15 protein-coding genes and 1 pseudogene are annotated in these 16,630 nt (G+C 63.0%); 7 read left to right on the forward strand and 9 right to left on the reverse strand.

Translation table 11 applies throughout. From position 1 onward, the window contains the following. Positions 1–47: 47 nt before the first annotated feature. Positions 48–1,511 (forward strand): amidohydrolase family protein, encoded by a 1,464-nt coding sequence (locus AB8841_RS03000; protein WP_370434381.1) that lies wholly within the window; start codon positions 48–50, stop codon positions 1,509–1,511. Between the two features lie 166 nt (positions 1,512–1,677). Here the strand turns inward: AB8841_RS03000 and AB8841_RS03005 are convergent, their stop codons facing one another. The 3 genes and pseudogenes from AB8841_RS03005 to AB8841_RS03015 form a co-directional block, all read right to left on the reverse strand. Next, positions 1,678–3,168, reverse strand: coding sequence for an alpha/beta hydrolase (locus tag AB8841_RS03005; protein WP_370434382.1), 1,491 nt, complete (start codon positions 3,166–3,168; stop codon positions 1,678–1,680). A 186-nt stretch (positions 3,169–3,354) separates the two neighbouring features. Next, positions 3,355–4,470, reverse strand: coding sequence for an AI-2E family transporter (locus AB8841_RS03010; protein ID WP_370434383.1), 1,116 nt, complete (start codon positions 4,468–4,470; stop codon positions 3,355–3,357). A 104-nt stretch (positions 4,471–4,574) separates the two neighbouring features. Continuing rightward, a pseudogene (locus tag AB8841_RS03015) lies at positions 4,575–4,649 on the reverse strand (arginine deiminase); the annotation flags it as partial. A gap of 850 nt (positions 4,650–5,499) precedes the next feature. Between AB8841_RS03015 and AB8841_RS03020 the strand changes: the two are divergent. Continuing rightward, positions 5,500–6,426, forward strand: coding sequence for a DMT family transporter (locus AB8841_RS03020; protein ID WP_370434384.1), 927 nt, complete (start codon positions 5,500–5,502; stop codon positions 6,424–6,426). Between the two features lie 3 nt (positions 6,427–6,429). On the opposite strand, the gene AB8841_RS03025 is transcribed toward AB8841_RS03020, so the two are convergent. Further along, positions 6,430–7,320, reverse strand: coding sequence for a LysR substrate-binding domain-containing protein (locus tag AB8841_RS03025; RefSeq protein WP_370434385.1), 891 nt, complete (start codon positions 7,318–7,320; stop codon positions 6,430–6,432). A 270-nt stretch (positions 7,321–7,590) separates the two neighbouring features. Here AB8841_RS03025 and AB8841_RS03030 point away from each other — a divergent pair, with 270 nt between their 5' ends. Continuing rightward, the gene (locus AB8841_RS03030) at positions 7,591–7,893 is read left to right on the forward strand and encodes a DUF1127 domain-containing protein (protein WP_370434386.1); all 303 of its coding nucleotides are present in this window, start codon (positions 7,591–7,593) and stop codon (positions 7,891–7,893) included. A 5-nt stretch (positions 7,894–7,898) separates the two neighbouring features. On the opposite strand, the gene AB8841_RS03035 is transcribed toward AB8841_RS03030, so the two are convergent. Genes AB8841_RS03035 through AB8841_RS03045 form a run of 3 tightly spaced genes read right to left on the reverse strand, consistent with a single transcriptional unit; the run spans position 7,899 to position 11,900 of the window. After that, a complete protein-coding gene (locus AB8841_RS03035; protein WP_370434387.1) occupies positions 7,899–8,633 on the reverse strand; it encodes a DUF937 domain-containing protein in 735 nt (244 codons plus the stop codon). Between the two features lie 37 nt (positions 8,634–8,670). Continuing rightward, a complete protein-coding gene (locus tag AB8841_RS03040) occupies positions 8,671–10,050 on the reverse strand; it encodes an MATE family efflux transporter (RefSeq protein WP_370434388.1) in 1,380 nt (459 codons plus the stop codon). Next, entirely contained in the window at positions 10,050–11,900 is a 1,851-nt protein-coding gene (locus AB8841_RS03045) for a monovalent cation:proton antiporter-2 (CPA2) family protein (protein WP_370434389.1), read from the reverse strand. Before AB8841_RS03045 ends, AB8841_RS03040 begins: the two co-directional genes overlap by 1 nt. A 143-nt stretch (positions 11,901–12,043) precedes the next feature. Between AB8841_RS03045 and ispH the strand changes: the two genes are divergently transcribed. Genes ispH through rnhA form a run of 3 tightly spaced genes read left to right on the forward strand, consistent with a single transcriptional unit; the run spans position 12,044 to position 14,424 of the window. Beyond that, the gene (gene ispH / locus AB8841_RS03050; protein WP_370434390.1) at positions 12,044–13,003 is read left to right on the forward strand and encodes a 4-hydroxy-3-methylbut-2-enyl diphosphate reductase; all 960 of its coding nucleotides are present in this window, start codon (positions 12,044–12,046) and stop codon (positions 13,001–13,003) included. A gap of 3 nt (positions 13,004–13,006) precedes the next feature. Next, positions 13,007–13,972, forward strand: a complete 966-nt coding sequence (locus AB8841_RS03055) for a homoserine kinase (protein ID WP_370434391.1) — start codon at positions 13,007–13,009, stop codon at positions 13,970–13,972. Further along, positions 13,969–14,424, forward strand: a complete 456-nt coding sequence (gene rnhA / locus AB8841_RS03060) for a ribonuclease HI (protein WP_370434392.1) — start codon at positions 13,969–13,971, stop codon at positions 14,422–14,424. Before AB8841_RS03055 ends, rnhA begins: the two co-directional genes overlap by 4 nt. 61 nt (positions 14,425–14,485) lie before the next feature. Here rnhA and AB8841_RS03065 read toward each other — a convergent pair whose 3' ends face one another. Continuing rightward, the gene (locus AB8841_RS03065; RefSeq protein WP_370434393.1) at positions 14,486–14,968 is read right to left on the reverse strand and encodes a peroxiredoxin; all 483 of its coding nucleotides are present in this window, start codon (positions 14,966–14,968) and stop codon (positions 14,486–14,488) included. Positions 14,969–15,080: 112 nt separating this feature from the next. After that, on the reverse strand, positions 15,081–15,908 hold the full coding sequence (locus tag AB8841_RS03070; protein WP_370434394.1) for a protein-disulfide reductase DsbD domain-containing protein: 828 nt from the start codon (positions 15,906–15,908) through the stop codon (positions 15,081–15,083). Between the two features lie 105 nt (positions 15,909–16,013). On the opposite strand from AB8841_RS03070, the gene AB8841_RS03075 reads away from it, so the two are divergent. Further along, on the forward strand, positions 16,014–16,625 hold the full coding sequence (locus AB8841_RS03075; RefSeq protein ID WP_370434395.1) for a YqgE/AlgH family protein: 612 nt from the start codon (positions 16,014–16,016) through the stop codon (positions 16,623–16,625). Positions 16,626–16,630 lie beyond the last annotated feature (5 nt).

Consider the following 16,630-nt stretch of genomic DNA (forward strand, 5'->3'; position numbering starts at 1 on the left):
ATCCGGCTCAACATCGGGAATTGTTCTCAATAGGCGGGAGGATGTCCATGTTTTCGTGTGTGTCGGCCGATGAAGTCGAGCGTTCCGAAGCGTGGGCCTGCTCCTGTTGTCAGCCGCAGCTTCAGGCCGCCGCTCGGCGGATCGGCAGGGACCTGTCCCGACGCGGTTTCATCGCAGGGGCGAGTGCCTCGCTCGTCTCGCTTGGCCTCGTCCGTCCGGTCGGCGCACAATCGTCATCCTCCCGACCGACGCCGCCGCTCGCGTTCGGAAACTTCCTGCTGTTCGACGGCACGTCCAGCGTGGTGCGGGGAGGGCTTCGCCTCCTTGTCGAGCGCAATCGCATCAAGCAGATCGTCAGCGGTGACCCGGCGCCGCCGGAGGGCACACAGATGATCGATTGTGGCGGTCGGGTTCTGATGCCGGGCCTGATCGATGCCCACTGGCATACGATGTTCGCGGCACTTCCGATCCCCGTCCTGATTTCGGCTGACGTGGGATACATTTTTCTTGCCGCGAGCGCTGAGGCGGAACGGACGCTGATGCGTGGCTTCACCACCATCCGGGACCTGGGCGGCCCTTCCTTTGCATTGAAGCAGGCGATTGATGAGGGCCTCGTCACAGGACCTCGCATTTATCCTTCGGGAGCCATGATCACGACCACCGGTGGGCATGGCGACATGCGACCTCTATCCGATCTGCCGAGGATTCCGGGCGGTCCGCTGAGTCATATGGAGCAAACCGGCAGTGCCAATATCGCCGACAATGCGGACGAGGTCCGCCTGCGGGTGCGTGAACAGCTCCTCCAGGGCGCTTCGCAGATCAAGCTCGTCGGTGGCGGAGGCGTCGCATCGCCGCGTACCACGCTGGACATGATCACGTTCAGCGAGGAGGAGCTCCGCGCGGGTGTCCAGGCGGCAGCCGACCGGAATACCTACGTGGCGGTGCATGCCTATTCACCCACCGCGATCCGGCGGGCCATCGCTGCAGGCGCTCAATGCATCGAGCACGGGCATCTGATGGACGAGGCAACTGCCAGTCTCATGGCGGACAAGGGCACATGGCTCAGCACGCAACCGTTCATCGACGATGACGACATGCCTCCGCTGACGGGCCAGAGCCGCATCAATCTGCTTCAGGTCATCGCCGGAACGGACGATGTTTACAGGCTCGCGAAGGACCGCAAGATCAAGACCGCCTTCGGAACGGACTTGCTGTTCTCGAACGCGCTTACGGGGCGGCAGGGACTCCTGCTGACCCATTTGACCCGCTGGTACGACAATGCCGAGATATTGACGATGGCAACCTCCGGCAACGCTGAGCTTCTGGCGATGTCGGGTTCGCGAAACCCCTACCCGGGAAAGCTGGGAGTCATCGAAGAGGGAGCCCTCGCCGACCTGTTGGTGATCGATGGCAATCCCATTGACGACATTGAGCTTGTCGCCGACCCGGACAAGAACCTCATGGTTATCATGAAGGACGGCAGGCTGTATAAGAACACCTTGCCTGGCTAGAGCATCGGACCCAAAAGTGGACGCTACTTTTGGGATCGATTCGATGCTCCCTCCTTGGATGAGTCCGTCGTTCCTGCAAAAAGCCGGGGGCACTTTTTCGCACGATGCTGCTGTTCCTCCACCGGTCCAAGTCAGCAGGGTCAGCGGCATGAGCCGTCCCAAGCTATCAGGGGATATTGTGCGGCATTTGGTCGATGCTCTCGGCGATCCTGCGTGCCACGTAGGGGTAGAACGGGTTGGACGAGATCCGAACCAGTGCGTCAAGAGGAACGACAAGGACGCCGCGCTCGCCGCGCGGTGTCAGGGCGCCGAGATTGATGCCGAACTCCTCCTTATTGTCCGGCTGCGAACCATAGAGCGGGTCGGTTACGGGAAAGGGCAGGGCGACATGGGAGAGCGAGAATGCAAAGGGGGGGAATGTCAGGCCGAGTGGCGTCATCGTCTCAGCCGTTGCGCCGCTTTCGGTGAGCCGTTCGACGGCCTCGAGCGACGATGGATCTGAGTTCGTGACGAGCGTCGTCCTGAACGCGCGCGGAGCAGAAGGCAAGAGCCGGTCGACGATCGTCTCCATGGAGCGGTCGATCAGCGGGCCGAGGCTGATGGCCCGGTTAAGATCGAACAGGGTCAGTTCACTGCCATTAGCTGGAAGCCTCGAGTAAAGGCTTGTGATGATCGCCCGGGTGCTGACGGTGAAGTCGACGACCGACTGGAACGTATGAATCGGCGGGAGGGCCGCAATGCTGCCATCGGCGACTGCGCGATTGATCTGATCCTGAAGAGCTTGCGTGACCTGAAAGGCCTGCCGCGCTCCGTTGACGGGGAAAGAGTTGTACTTGAAGGGGTTGAACTCGGGCAGCACATCGAGCCAGGCCGCCCTGGCGAAGGCCGGGAAGAAGGCAGGCAATCCGGCAATGCCGGCATAGCGAGCGAAGATCGTGAGGCCGACCATCGGTGAGAGAAGGATCAGACGCTTCGGTCGCGGAAGATCGTCTTTTCCGATGGCGTCTAAGGCGTACTTCACCGCGAGTGCCCCACCGTTCGAGAAGCCGACGATGTGAAGCGGCCTGCCTGGGCCTGCGCGTCGGACAGCCTCTCGCACGGCCAGCCGGGTCGCTGCCATCCAGTCCTCCCACTCAACGGTCGTCAAGGCGGCCGGAACGGTGCCGTGGCCCGGCAAGCGGATGCCAACGGCGACGAAACCATGGTCGCGATAGAGGGCGGCGAGGTGACGGAGGCTGTAGGGGGCATCGGTCAGGCCGTGCAGAAACACGGCGGCGCCAGTCGGCTCGCCCTTGGGTTCCATGACGTAGGAGCGATTCCAGTCGGTCTGAAAGCCTTGAGGGTCCACCGGGCTGCCTGCAACATAGCGGCTCAGCGGCATCGCGGCGCCTTCGCCGGGTTTGCGGAAGACTTCGCGCCTGACCTCGGCAAGGATTCGGTCCTCGGCCTGGAGATAGCCCTGCCAGTCGGTGGCGTCGATGGCATCCGCATCGAGCTCGTCCGGAACGAAGGTGTGCCATGGCTCCAGCGGAGGGGCGCGGAGAGCGTCCCACGCACGGAAGGCGAGACCGGCGACGATCAGGCAAAGCAAGACGCCCGCCAATACGGTCGCGCCGATCGCGATTCTTCTCAGTCCTGTATAGACGATCGATCTCAAGAGCCGTTCTCCCGCACAAAAACATCCGTCAGTTCGATCATTGCGGCGCGTCAGGCGAACCATTCGGGACGGCAAGACGCTCCACGGGGCGCATCGTTTGAGCGAAAACCGGGGCCACTTTTCGCTAGCGCGGCCCGCTGGGTCCGCACGATGCTCTAGCGGTCGGATCGGTCCTTGCGACCGAAATCATGTCCTCCTGCCGGATCCCGACACATGGCCGGAACGATCATGGCCGGGAAAGCCGTCTCCGGTTCCAGCCCCCATATCGATGGCCTTTTCTCGTTCGTCCGGCGGCCCGAGAAGAATTGCGAGCCAGCGCGTGTCCGGGTGCCGGGCACAGAAGGTGAGGGCAGCCACCGTGATCGGCACGCCGATGAAGGTGCCGGGCAGCCCCCACAGGAACGTCCATAGGAAAATCGAAAACAGAACCATAAACGGCGACATTGCCAAGGCCGAGCCGGAAAGGCGCGGTTCGATGTAGCTGCCGACCACGAACTGGATCGCGTTCAGGCACACGAAGACAGTGACCGCCGATTGCCAGGTGTCGAACTCCAGCATCGCGAGCAGAGTCGGGAAGACGGTGGCGACAAGCGGGCCGATGAACGGGATGTAGTTCAGTGCGAAGGCGATGATGCCCCACTCCCGGGCGAGCGGCAGCCCGAAGAGAATTGCGAAGATCCAGACGAGCATTCCTGTCAGCAAGCTCATGAGCGTGCGAACCGCCATGTATCGTCTGATCTTGGCGGCCGTTTCCTCACTACCTTCCCACAGAAGGCGAATCGTAGCTCCGTCCGGTAATGCCTTGATTTTCCTGGCTGTTCCTTCGACCTCGAGGAGGCCCAGGATCACGTAGAGCAGGACGACCACCCAGAAGCTCAGTGTCGTGTTCACGTGGCTGGTGAACTTTTGGATCAATCCCAAGAGCCAGCCGACATTGAAGTGATCAGCCCACAGGCTTGCGACCGCAATGCCCTGATCCTCGAGCCATGCCGTCGTCCTGTCGTACAGGGCCTGGAAACGCCCGATATTCGCCAAGCCCCAGCGGCCGACGTGGCCGAACCCCCACGCGATCAGCGAGGCGAATGCGATGAACGCCGTGACGAGTAACAGAATGGTCGCCATGAGGGCAACAAGTCGCGGCAGCAGGACCTGGAGCCGTCTCTGCAAGGGCCAAAGAAGTGCAATGAGAAACAAAGCGAAGGCTACCGGCGTGACAACGGCGCTTGCAACCTTCAGTGCCGCGAGCAGGAGGACAAGGGTTCCCGTCAGGATCCACGGATTCAGGCGTCCCTGTTTCGCCATTGACCTCTCTCCAGGCCTTGACGGCGCTTCATTTGTCTCCGTTGGTCTGTCCATCTGCGGATCGCAGCGTTGCCGCCCCCATGTCGGCGTCGCTCCTCAAGCCCAACGGGATCACGGATGATCGGACAGGTCATGCAATGCCCGCCGCCTCGCCCGGCCCCTGAGATGGTGACGACCTCGGTCGGACCTGACGGCAATGAACTCCAAGACGTGATGGCTGAGTTTTCAGCTATCAGGCCAGAGGATATTGCCGGTGGATGTCAGGTTCATCCGGTCTAACCCTGAGAGTCATCAGGAATCGTTCTTTGTCGTGAGATCTCTTCAACACTGTCGCCGACGCTGGAACGCAACGCTTTACTGTTGGACCAGGAGCCAATGCCTTGGGGGCGGATCAACAGCAACCATACTCCGTTTTCGGCAAAGCCCCAACTCGCACCTCTTGCCGGTACAGCTTGAATATCCGCTCTCTCTGGGCCGTCGATCCGCAGGCATGACTTCTCCAACTGGTTTTTCAACCGGGTTGCGCATCAGCGCGAGACCATCGGCGCGACGAGCCAGGAGTTTGACCTCTGCCGTTCGCTCTGACTATCGGGGAAAACCCCGAGGTCGGCGGAGAAAGTTCGGAACCAAGCTGCAAGGCGCACATCCCGACACTCCAGCTCTTGCCGGTCGGGAGACTATGGCAGCGGTCGATCCGGATCTCGCTCGAACCCTCGCCTGTGAATTCCAGGCCATCCTGCTCGGGACCTCCGGAGACGTGGCCAGATCAAATGGTCAGAAGGACGACAATCCCGGTCACATATGACTTGCGGGGACTTCAATGTCTGAGGCGACGCGAGTCGTTTTGTTGCGCAGATTGCATTCCCAAACGGCATTTTCGGACCGTTTATGAAGCAGCCTCCGACAATATAGCCAGGGTGTTTCTTGAGCGTCCCATCAGCATTCCAGGAAAAATCAATGACATTTCATCATTTGTATTGATGATCCGCTCAGCGTAATCGGGTTATCACACGATTCTTTGGAAGACCCATGACCCAGGCCACCGCCACGATGTCTGCGCCCGATGCCAAGCGCTTCGACGGAACCACCTTCGGGCTCTACGCCGCCACCGTCTTCCTGTGGGGCGTGAGCTGGATCGGAATCCACGCGCAGCTCGGCGTGGTGGCGCCGGAGATGTCGGTGCTGTGGCGCTTCCTGCTTGCGACCATCCTCATGTGGGCCTGGGTGCTCGCCACCGGCCACCGGGTTCGGTTCGGGCTCGCCGATCACCTGCGTTTCGCGGCGGTCGGATGCTGTCTGTTCTCGTTCAATTTCATCTCGTTCTATTACGGTGGCTTGAGCGTGCCGTCCGGGCTGCTCTCGGTGGTGTTCTCACTCGCCTCCGTGTTCAATCTCGTCCTGAGCTTCGTCATCTTCCGGCAGAAGGTTGAGCCGCGGGTGGCGCTCGGAGGCGTGATCGGCGTCATGGGCATCGGGCTCCTGTTCTGGCCGGAAATAGCGGGTGCGGGCTTCAATGCGGACGCGCTCAGGGGCCTCGGCCTCTGCGTAATGGGCACGCTGTTCTTCTGCTCGGGCAACATGATCTCGACCGTGGTGCAGCGCCGGGGCGTGCCGCTGCTCTCCGCCACCGCCTGGGGCATGACCTATGGCTGCGGCGTGCTGCTCGCGCTGAACGTTCTTCGCGGCAACGCCTTCATCATCGAGCCGACGGCCACCTATATCGGCTCGCTGCTCTATCTCTCGATCGGCGCTTCGGTTCTGGCCTTCATGGCTTATCTCACGCTGCTGCGTCGCCTCGGGGCCGCGCGCGCAGGCTATTCGACCGTGCTGTTTCCCATCATCGCGCTTGCCGTATCCACGCTGCTCGAAGGCTACCAGTGGACGGCGCTCGCCGGGATCGGCGTGGTGTTCGCGCTCATCGGCAACGTGCTGGTGCTGCGCAGGCCTGCTCGTTGAGGCTCACTCCGCGGCGATCGGATAGACCGGGCGCGTGGAGCCCAGATTGTCGAGCGACTGCTTGATCTGGAGGCCTAAAGCATCTGCGAGCGGGTTCTCCTCGCCACGCGCCCGGATGAGACCGATCTTGCACGAGGGCAAGGCAGGGAACCCGTCGGAAGGCCCCAGGATGCGCATGCCGGGGCGTACTGCGCTTTCCGGGAGGACCGAGACCGCGAGGCCCGACAGGACCGCGGCGCCCACGGCTGTGGAATTCCAGCTCACATAGGCGATGCGGAAAGCGCGGTCTGCACTCTCCAGAGCCTCCGTAGCGTAGTGACGCCAGTCGCAGTTCGGGCGGCCGAGGGCCAGCGGGATCGGCGTCTCCTCATGCACGCCATGGCGGCCCGAAGTGACCCATAAAAGCTGTTCGATGCGCACGATCTCGGATGGGCCGCGCCGGTCCACATGGGTGATGATCGCGAGGTCGAGGTCGCCGTGCTGCACCCGCCCGATCAGGTTGTGGGTGGGTTCGCACATCACCGTCACCTCCGCTTTCGGGTTGGAGCGCGAGAACCGCGCCAGGATTTCCGGCAGGTAGCGGTCGGCATAGTCGTCGGGAAGGCCTAAACGCACGCGGCCCGTGAGCTCGTGCTCATTGAAGGAAGCCATGCATTCAGCGTTCAGGCGCACGATCCGGCGGGCGTAGTCGAGGAGCCGCTCGCCCTCGTCCGTGAGCTTGGAAAGGCGTCCGTCGCGCTCGAAGATCGGGCGCCCCACTCGGTCTTCCAATCGCTTCATCTGCATGGAGACGGCGCTCTGCGTTTTGTGGACGATCTCCGCTGCGCGGGTGAACGATCCCGTATCCGCGATCGCCACGAAGGTGCGGAGCTGGTCGATATCAAGCAGGTGCATGGCCACGATCCCATTATCAACGATTCTTATGATACAAATCTCAAACAATCGTTTCAAGTGATGAAACAAGTCATGCTATATATTCCGACAGGGCGAAAAGATTCGTATTTAGAAACAAAGGCTTAGAGGAAGCTCCGTTCTCAGTGACGTTCCATAATATCTCCCCGGAGCGCGACTGGAACGACTTTGGTACTCCCTGGAACGATTCGGAACGTTCCAGAGCATCCCGAGAGCCCCTGTGAGATCATTCACGAGCGAAAGGAGACTGACATGTCCCGGTCTGCGGCGCCTATCCTGATCTCTCCTGTATCCCTGATGCTGGGCAGGCTTCTGCGTGCGCTCGTCTCATTCGCCAGGGCCGTCGGGGATCGCCGCGAGGTCAAGCATCTCGCCGAGTTCGACGAGCGCATGCTCAAGGATATCGGCCTTACGCGCGGCGACGTTGAAAGCGCTCTGATGGAGCCCATTCATCACCGCCCGTCATCGATGCTCGTGCGATGCGTGGAGACGTCAGCCCGGCACATGGATCTGCCGCCACCGCACGCCAGTCATGGCCGGTGGACCCGTGCGTGAGGAGGCTAGGACTTCCTCGGGCGCGTTCCCCAGGCATCCTCCAGAATCCCTTGAAGGGATGTGAGATACTGTATCTGCATCTCGCGTCCCTTTTCCATCATCTCGCCCCATGAAGCGGACGGCGAGGGCTCCGGAGGCTTCTCGGTGTCGGGGCTCGGGAGGAAGCCGGCCATCATCTCCTGGAATGGATTGGCGGCAGGCTTCTGCTCCGCCGCCGGGACCTTCAACCATCCGGACCAGAGTTCCGCCCAGGCATTGACCGCATCCTGCTTGGACGTCTCGGCCGTATTCGGCGAAGCAAAGCTTTGGACGACCTTCGACTGCGCTGCCATCCACTGCGTCAATCCCCCTGCGAGGAGGCCGGCATAGATCGGCAGGATCTGCTGCATGACGTCGACACCGATGCCGGCAAAATTCGCTGCCTGATGGGCGACCAGGCGGCTGGTTTCGTCGGAGCCGAAGAGCTGATCCAGCAGGCGTCTGCCCTCCTGCTGCGCCTGCGGGGAATAGGGTTGTCCGGCGGGCTGCCAGAAATTCTGATAGCCGCCACTCATCAGGGATTGCAGGAGGCGACCCGGATCGCCGTTGGTCATGGTGTGCTGAAGCCCCATGGCGAAGGCCGGCAGAACGGCGGCCATGGTCCGCTGCTGCTGGTCGGCCGAGAGCTGGAACTGCCGTGCCAAGGTGTCAAAAGCCGCTTGGGTCTGCGCTTGGCGCATCAGATCGAACCAGTTGAACATGGCAGGCTCCTCGAAGGCTTGAACGCCCGGTTGCCCTTTATGGGATGGGGACAGCTTGCCTCTCCAAACGCCGGATTGTCCAGAACGCAGTGATGATCGCGGCGATCCCGAAAACGATCGATCCGGCGCCGATGCCGATCAGGGCGCCCTTGGGCCCGCCGATCTGCGCCCCGAAATAGGCGAATGGGATCATTCCCAGCGTCGCCCGCCCCCAATTGAAGAAGGTGGAGAGCAGGGGATAGCCGAGGTTGTTGAACGACGCATTGGACACGAAGACCAGGCTCACGAAGAACCAGATGAAACCGCTCAGCTGGCAGAAGAAGCGCACCAGTTCCGCCGTCAGCGGCGGGGCGTTGAAAGCCAGGACGATCGCTTCCTGCAGCAGGAACAGCAGAAACCACACGCTCAGGACGTAGACGATCATGAAGGTGAGAGAATCCTTCAGGGTCGCCCTCATGCGGTCATACCGGCCCGCGCCCCAGTTCTGCCCCAGAACCGGACCGATGGCTCCTGCCAGCGCAAAGACGCCCGCGAAGGAGACCGGCGTCACGCGGTCGATAATGGCCGAGGCCGCAATCGCCTGATCGCCGAACCGCGCCATGACGCCGGTGAAGAATGCGTTGGCGGCTGGTGCGGCGAGGTTGGTGAGAACAGCCGGAACGGCGATGGCGAAGAAGGGCCTCGCGTCGAGGATCACGGATTGCAGGCTGGGCTTTGCCAGAAGCCGATGGGTGCGGGTGACATAGCGATACCCGACATAAAGATAGACCACGCGCGCGAGGCTGATGGTCAGGGCTGCGCCGTTGGATTTCAGATCCAGGACGAAGATCGTGACGGGATCGAGAAACACCGTGATGATGGCCACGGAGAGTGTCGCATACATGCTGCGCTTGGCGTCGCCTGCGGCGCGCAGGAGGGTGGAGAACGCCATGCCGGCAGCCATCATCGCATTCGTCGGCAAGGCGATCCAAAGGAAGCCGTGTGCGACCTGATAGGCTTGGCCGCTCGCTCCCATGGCTTTGAGAATCTGTGGCAGAAAGGGCATGACGATCAGGCTGACGGCCGCGCCGATCGCCACCATGAGGATGCTGCCCGAGGTCGCGAGCCGCCGCGCATCCTCGTGCCGGCGCGCCCCGAGCGCGCGCGACACGAGAGCGCCGATCGGGATCATCAAACCGACATTGATCGAGACCGTGAAGAACATCACGACCGTCGCGAGACCGACGCCCGCCGTCATGCTCGGGTCGTGGAGCCACGAGATGTAAAGCAGCGACACGAGGTCGACGATGAAGATCGCGATCAGTCCGGCCGCGCCCGTCCCGGTCATCACGAGCACGTGGCGCATGGTCGAGCCCTGCACGAAGACAGGCGCATCGGCGCGCGCCTCCGAGGCCCGCTCGGCAGGGTTGGCGTCCATCAGAGTGCTCCTTCGCCGAGAATATCTCGTGTTTCCGGACTCAAGGCCTTGGCCTTCCCGGTGGGAGATGTGAGGGGTTCCGGCGCGATCTTGGCTCCGACCACGAGCTCGGCTCCGAAACTCGCGCCGATTTCCTTCTGGAGGAAGAGTCGGGCGATGTCGCGCTTGCGCACGTCGTGAGCCGCGCCGAGGGCGGTTTCCGCTTCGATTCCAAGCTCCTCGAGGGCCGAGCGGCCAAAGACGATAGCGGATTCGAACGTTTCACGAAGCTGATAATCGATCCCGATCTTCAAGAGCTTCACCGCATGAATCCGATCATAGGCGCGCACGAAGCTGCGGGCGTTCGGGAAGTTCTCGTGAATGATCTCGGCGATCTTCTCGATGGTGTCCGGCTCATCCGTGCATACGCAGATCATTTCCGCCTTTTCGGCGCCGGCCGCCCGGAGCACGTCGAGGCGCGTCCCGTCCCCGTAATAGATCTTGAGGCCGAAACGGGCGGCATCGCGCACGCGTTCCACGTTGTTGTCGATGACGGTCGCGTTGATGTCCTGTGCGAGCAGCACCTGATTGACGATCTGCCCGAAGCGCCCGAAGCCGATCACGAGGACGCGGCTCGACAGTTCGCCCTCCTGCCCGAGCAGATCCTCTATGCCCGGGCCCATGGATCGCTCGGGACGGGCGAGAAGGACTTTCTCGACAAGGGTCGAGAAGATGGGGCCGAGAAGCATCGTGATGGCCGCCAGTGCCGTCACAGACTGCGCCTCGGCCTGAGCCATCAATCCGGCGCCCGTGGCGACGGGCAGGAGTACGAAGGCGAATTCGCCTGCCGTGCACAGGAGCGTACCGGATCGGAGGCCTTCGCGCCATGTGGCGCCGAACAGCCGCGAGAGAATAGTGGTCAGGATGGTCTTTCCGACGATCACCGCCGGGGCCGCGAGGGTCAGCAGCACCCATTGCTGGCGGACGAGGGCCAGATCGATCGACATGCCCACGCTCATGAAGAACAGGCCCAGCAGCATGCCGCGAAAGGGCTCGATATCGGCCTCCAGCTGGTGCCGGAAATTCGATTCGGCGAGCAGCAGGCCGGCCAGGAACGCGCCCATCGCCATGGAGAGGCCCGCCTCCTGCATGAGCAGGGCGGCGCCCAGGACCACCAGCAGCGCCGATGCGGTCATGACCTCGCGGGAGCCGGTGCGCGCCAGGATGCGGAAGAAAGGATTCAGCCCGTAGCGGCCGACCAGGATGACGGCCCCGATGGCGGCGATGGCCTCGCCGGCGGCCGAAAGCCGGTCCAGCATCGAATTGTCCTCGACCGCCGTGCCCGAGGCCAGCAGGGGCAGAATGGCGAGCACGGGCACCACCGAGAGATCCTGAAACAGCAGGATTGCGAAGGAGCGCTGTCCGTAAGGTGTTTGAAGGTCCTTGCGCTCTCCCAGCATCTGCAGGGCGATCGCGGTGGCCGAGAGTGCCAGCGCAACGCCGATGACGAAGGCTGCCCTGAACCCGAAGCCGATGGTGAGCGAGGCTCCGCCGAGGCAGAGCCCCGTGACGGCCATTTGGGCGAAGCCCAGCCCGAAGATGTCCCGCTTCATGGACCAGAGATGGGACAGCTTCAGTTCCAGCCCGATGATGAACAGCAGGAGCACCACGCCGAGTTCCGCCACGGTCGCGATCGTTCCCGGGTCCTCGACGAGACTGAGGCCCGAAGGGCCGATGGCAATTCCCGCTGCCAGATAGCCGAGCACGGCGCTCAGGCCGATGAAGCGGAACATGGGGACGGCAATCACGGCCGCCCCGCAGAAGGTTAGGATCGGCGGGAGAAAGCTGACATGGGAGGCTGGGCTGGCCATCGGGCAATCGGATCCGGTGAGCAATCACCCCTTTCTAGGGAGTCTTGCCCCGAAGGGCGAGCCCTTCTTACGAATGGTCAAGCCGCGAATTACCGCCACTCCCGCTTGACAGGGAGGGCCTCGTCTCGCCACATCGCGGGATCATGACTAAGCCGCCCCTCCACATCCTTCTCTGTGCCCCGCGCGGCTTCTGCGCCGGGGTGGTCCGCGCCATCGACGCCGTCGAGACGGCGCTTTCGATCCACGGGGCGCCCGTCTATGTGCGCCACGAGATCGTGCACAACAAATACGTGGTGGAGAACCTGAGGCAGAAGGGGGCGGTCTTCGTGCGGGAGCTCGACGAGATTCCGGACACCGAGGCTCCTGTGATCTTTTCGGCGCACGGCGTGCCGAAATCAGTGCCGGAGGCCGCTCAGGCGCGCAATTTCTTTGCCATCGACGCCACATGCCCCCTGGTGACCAAGGTGCATCGGGAGGCGCAGCTCCACCACAAGCGGGGCCGTCACATCATCCTGATCGGTCATGAGGGGCATCCGGAGGTGGTCGGCACCATGGGGCAGCTGCCGGAGGGGGCGACGACCCTGGTGGAGACTGTTGACGATATCGCCCGGCTGCAGCCGGACGACCCGGAAAACCTGGCCTTCGTGACCCAGACGACCCTGTCCGTCGACGACACCCGGGACATGGTGGATGCCCTGAAAGGGCGCTTCCCCCTTATTATAGGACCGCACAAGGAAGATATCTGCTACGCCACCACCAACCGGCAGGGTGCGGTCAAGCGGGTGGCGCCTCAGGTCGACGCCATGATCGTGGTGGGTTCCCCCAATTCATCGAACTCGCAACGCCTGCGCGAGGTGGCCGAGCGGGAAGGGTGCTCCCTGGTGCGCCTCATCCTGCGGGCGGAGGATATCGACTGGTCGCTGTTCGGAAACGTTCGCAGTCTCGGCATCACGGCGGGCGCGTCCGCGCCGGAAATCCTCGTGGAAGAAATCATCGATGCCTTTGCCGAACGCTATGAAGTGTCGGTAGAGAGCGTCTCGACGGCGGACGAGAGCGTGTTCTTTCCTTTGCCGCGCGAGTTGCGTGAGCAGGCGGCGGAGTAAGCAGTGGCAGTCTATACGGAAGTCAGCGACGAGGAGCTCGCAAGCTTTCTCGAAACCTACGATATCGGCACGGTGCTGTCCTACAAAGGCATCGCGGAGGGGGTGGAGAACACCAATTACTTCCTCCACACGACGGAAGGCTCCTACATCCTGACCCTCTACGAGAAGCGGGTGCGGGAGGGCGACCTGCCGTTCTTCCTCGGGTTGATGCAACATCTGGCGAACAAGGGCTTGACCTGCCCTCTGCCGGTCGACAATCGCCAGGGGCAGCCGCTCGGGCGGCTCTCGGGGCGGCCCGCGGTCATTATCACGTTTCTCGACGGCATTGCCGTCCGCAGGCCTACCGCCAGACATTGCGGGGCCCTGGGTGGCGCGCTGGCCAAGCTCCACCTGGCCGGCCGGGATTTCGCCATGGGCCGCCCCAACGCCCTGTCGCTCGACAGCTGGGGGCCGCTCTTTGCCCAGGCAGAGGCGCAGGCCGATACGGTTTCGGGTGGTCTTGCCGACCGGACGAGGCGAGAGCTCGCCTATCTGCGCGAGGCTTGGCCGACGGATCTGCCCACCGGCATCATCCATGCCGATCTGTTCACCGACAACGTGTTCTTCATCGGCGCCGAGGTGTCGGGGCTGATCGATTTCTACTTCGCCTGTACCGATGCCTTCGCCTATGACGTCGCCATCTGCCTGAACGCCTGGTGCTTCGAGCCGGACGGGTCGTTCAATCTCACGAAGGGACAGGCGATGCTGACGGGCTATCAGGCCGTCCGCCGGCTCTCCACCGAGGAAATCGAGGCCCTGCCGGTCCTCTGTCGCGGCTCGGCCATGCGCTTCATGCTCACCCGCCTCGTGGACTGGCTCAACGTGCCGCCCGGCGCGCTCGTGAAGCCGAAGGACCCGCTGGAATACGACCGCAAGCTCCACTTCCACCGCCATGTGCGGCACGCGCGCGAATATGGGCTCGAGGCATGAGCAATCCTGAGCGCGTCCTGATCTATACCGACGGTGCCTGCTCGGGAAATCCCGGGCCGGGCGGCTGGGCAGCAATCTTGTTCTTCAAGGGCAGCGAGAAGGAGATTTCCGGCGGGGAGGCTCATACCACCAACAACCGCATGGAAATCCGCGCCGCCATCGAGGGGCTCAACGCCCTCAAGCGTCCCTGCGCCGTCGATCTCTTCACGGATTCTCAGTATGTGCGCCAGGGCATCACGCAATGGATGCACAACTGGAAGCGCCGGGGCTGGCGCACCGCCGACAACAAGCCCGTGAAGAACGAGGATCTCTGGCGGGAACTCGACGAGGCCGCGTCCCGGCACGACGTGGCCTGGCACTGGGTGAAGGGGCATGCGGACGATCCCACCAACATCCGCGTCGACGAACTGGCGGTCGCCGCCATGCAGCCCTTCAAGAAGAGGCGCGCCTAGACAAAAGCCCCTGCCAGCATCGCGCGGGCAAGGGCCTGAATGTCCGAGGGCCGAAAAGGGATCAGAGATCCTTTAGAATGTTTTCCGCACCCGATACTTGCGCCTTGGACGGCGTATCTTCCACGTTGATGGCCTTCACGACGCCGTCGTCCACCACCATGGAATAACGCTGCGAGCGGATGCCGAGGCCGAAGCCCGTGCCGTCCATGGTCAGCTTGATCGCCTTGGCGAAATCGCCATTGCCGTCGGACAGGAATTCGATGCCGTCGGCGCTTGCGGATTTGGCCCAGGCATCCATGACGAAGACGTCGTTGACGGCGGTCACGAGGATCGCGTCGACGCCTTTCGCCTTGATTTCCTGGGCGCGCTGCACATAGCCGGGCAGATGATTGCGGTGGCAGGTGGGGGTAAAGGCGCCCGGAACCGCCACGAGCACTACTTTGCGCCCCTTAAAGAGATCGTCCGTGGTCTTGGCGACCGGTCCGTCCGGGGTCATGACGCGGAAGGTGACCTGGGGAAGGCGTTCTCCGACCTGGATGGCCATGCACTTTGCTCCAAAGCTGTAGCTGTCGTTTACGATTGCTTCAGTAGAGCATCGGACGTGAAAAGTGGACTCCACTTTTCGCTAGCCTGGCCCACCGGGTCCGCACGATGCGCTAGCGCGACAGCCTGTCGCCGTCGAGGCTCACATGCGTTTCGACGGCCTTGTCCCCGGCAACGAGCGTGAGGACGAGGGGAACGGGCCCCGATGCGTCCTTCGGCCTGTCCTCGACCGTCAGGGTGAAGCGGTTGCGCTCGTCGTCGGGCGTGACCGAGACATACCAGTTCTCCGGAGCTTCGGCGAACAGAACCGGCCTCGCACCGTCCGGGGCGCGGACCGAGACGGTCAAGGCGGCGTCCGCGCCGCTCTTCGGCTGCACGGACAGAACGGCCGGATCGCCCGGATCGCCGAGATCCCGCTTGCGGGGAACCCTCCCCATGGCCTCATCGATGGCGGCGCGGTCGGGGCCTGACGCCGTGAGGGGCCGAGCCAGGTCCGCATGGGCCGGAATGCAGATATCCTTGCAGATGCCGTAATCCACCGTGAGCACAAGCTTGACCGGCTTGTCCGCAGCCTTGGGCTTAACGACGACCGGCAGGGTTATCTCCCGGCTGTAGACATAGGCGACGCCCGCCGCATCCTCGTGGCGCTCCGGGGCCGGCCACTGGACCTCGATATCGGCGACATTCTCCGATGCCGACCAGTCGAAGCTCGGCGGCAGGCCGGACTCGCCGGGATTGCGCCAATAGGTCTTGAAACCGGGATCGAGGGTGATCGCGATCCCCGCAAGCCAAGTCTCGCCCAGCTTTCCCCCGGACAGGAGCTGGACCTGGGAGTGGAAACCCTGGGCGGAGGTCGACGCGGGGAGGGGTTGCCCAAAGGCCGAGATCGAGGACAGAGCCACAAAAAAAGCAGATGTGACGATGCGGAATGTCTTTGTCATGGAACTGACGCCTCCCTGAGGCGCTTCCTTTATGCGGTTTCTACTTGGGTCTGCCATCCACGATCCCGTGATCAGCTTGGCGGCCCAGCAAGGCAGATTCGAGACATGAGCTTTCAGCAGGATCCCTACGGCACCGGCAGCCCCTACCTCGACGGGCAGATGCTGGTTGCGATGCCCGGCATGATGGACGAGCGGTTCGCCCGAGCGGTGATCTATGTCTGCGCTCATTCGCCGGAAGGGGCGATGGGGATCATTCTCAACCGGCCTGCCGGAAACCTGAACATGCCGGATCTTCTGGTCCAGCTCGAAATCGTGCCGGAGCCGGAGCGCATTCATCTGCCCGAGCCCGTGGGCCGCATTCAGGTTCTCATGGGGGGACCTGTGGAGACGAGCCGCGGATTCGTGCTGCATTCGCCGGATTTCCATCTCCCCCAGTCGACGCTGCCGATCGACGACGGGGTGTGCCTGACGGCGACCATCGACATTCTTCGCGCCATCGCCCAGGGCCGGGGCCCGCAGCAGGCGGTGCTCGCGCTCGGCTATGCCGGCTGGGGCGCGGGGCAGCTCGAGCACGAGCTCCAGGCCAACGGCTGGCTGATCTGCCCGGCCGATGCGGAGCTGATCTTCAGCACGCCCGCCGAGATCCGCTACGAGATGGCCCTGCGCCGGATCGGGATCGAGCCGGCGATGCTGTCGATGGATGCCGGCCACGCCTGAGGATT

Source organism: Microvirga sp. TS319 (genome assembly GCF_041276405.1).
Taxonomy (GTDB): domain Bacteria; phylum Pseudomonadota; class Alphaproteobacteria; order Rhizobiales; family Beijerinckiaceae; genus Microvirga.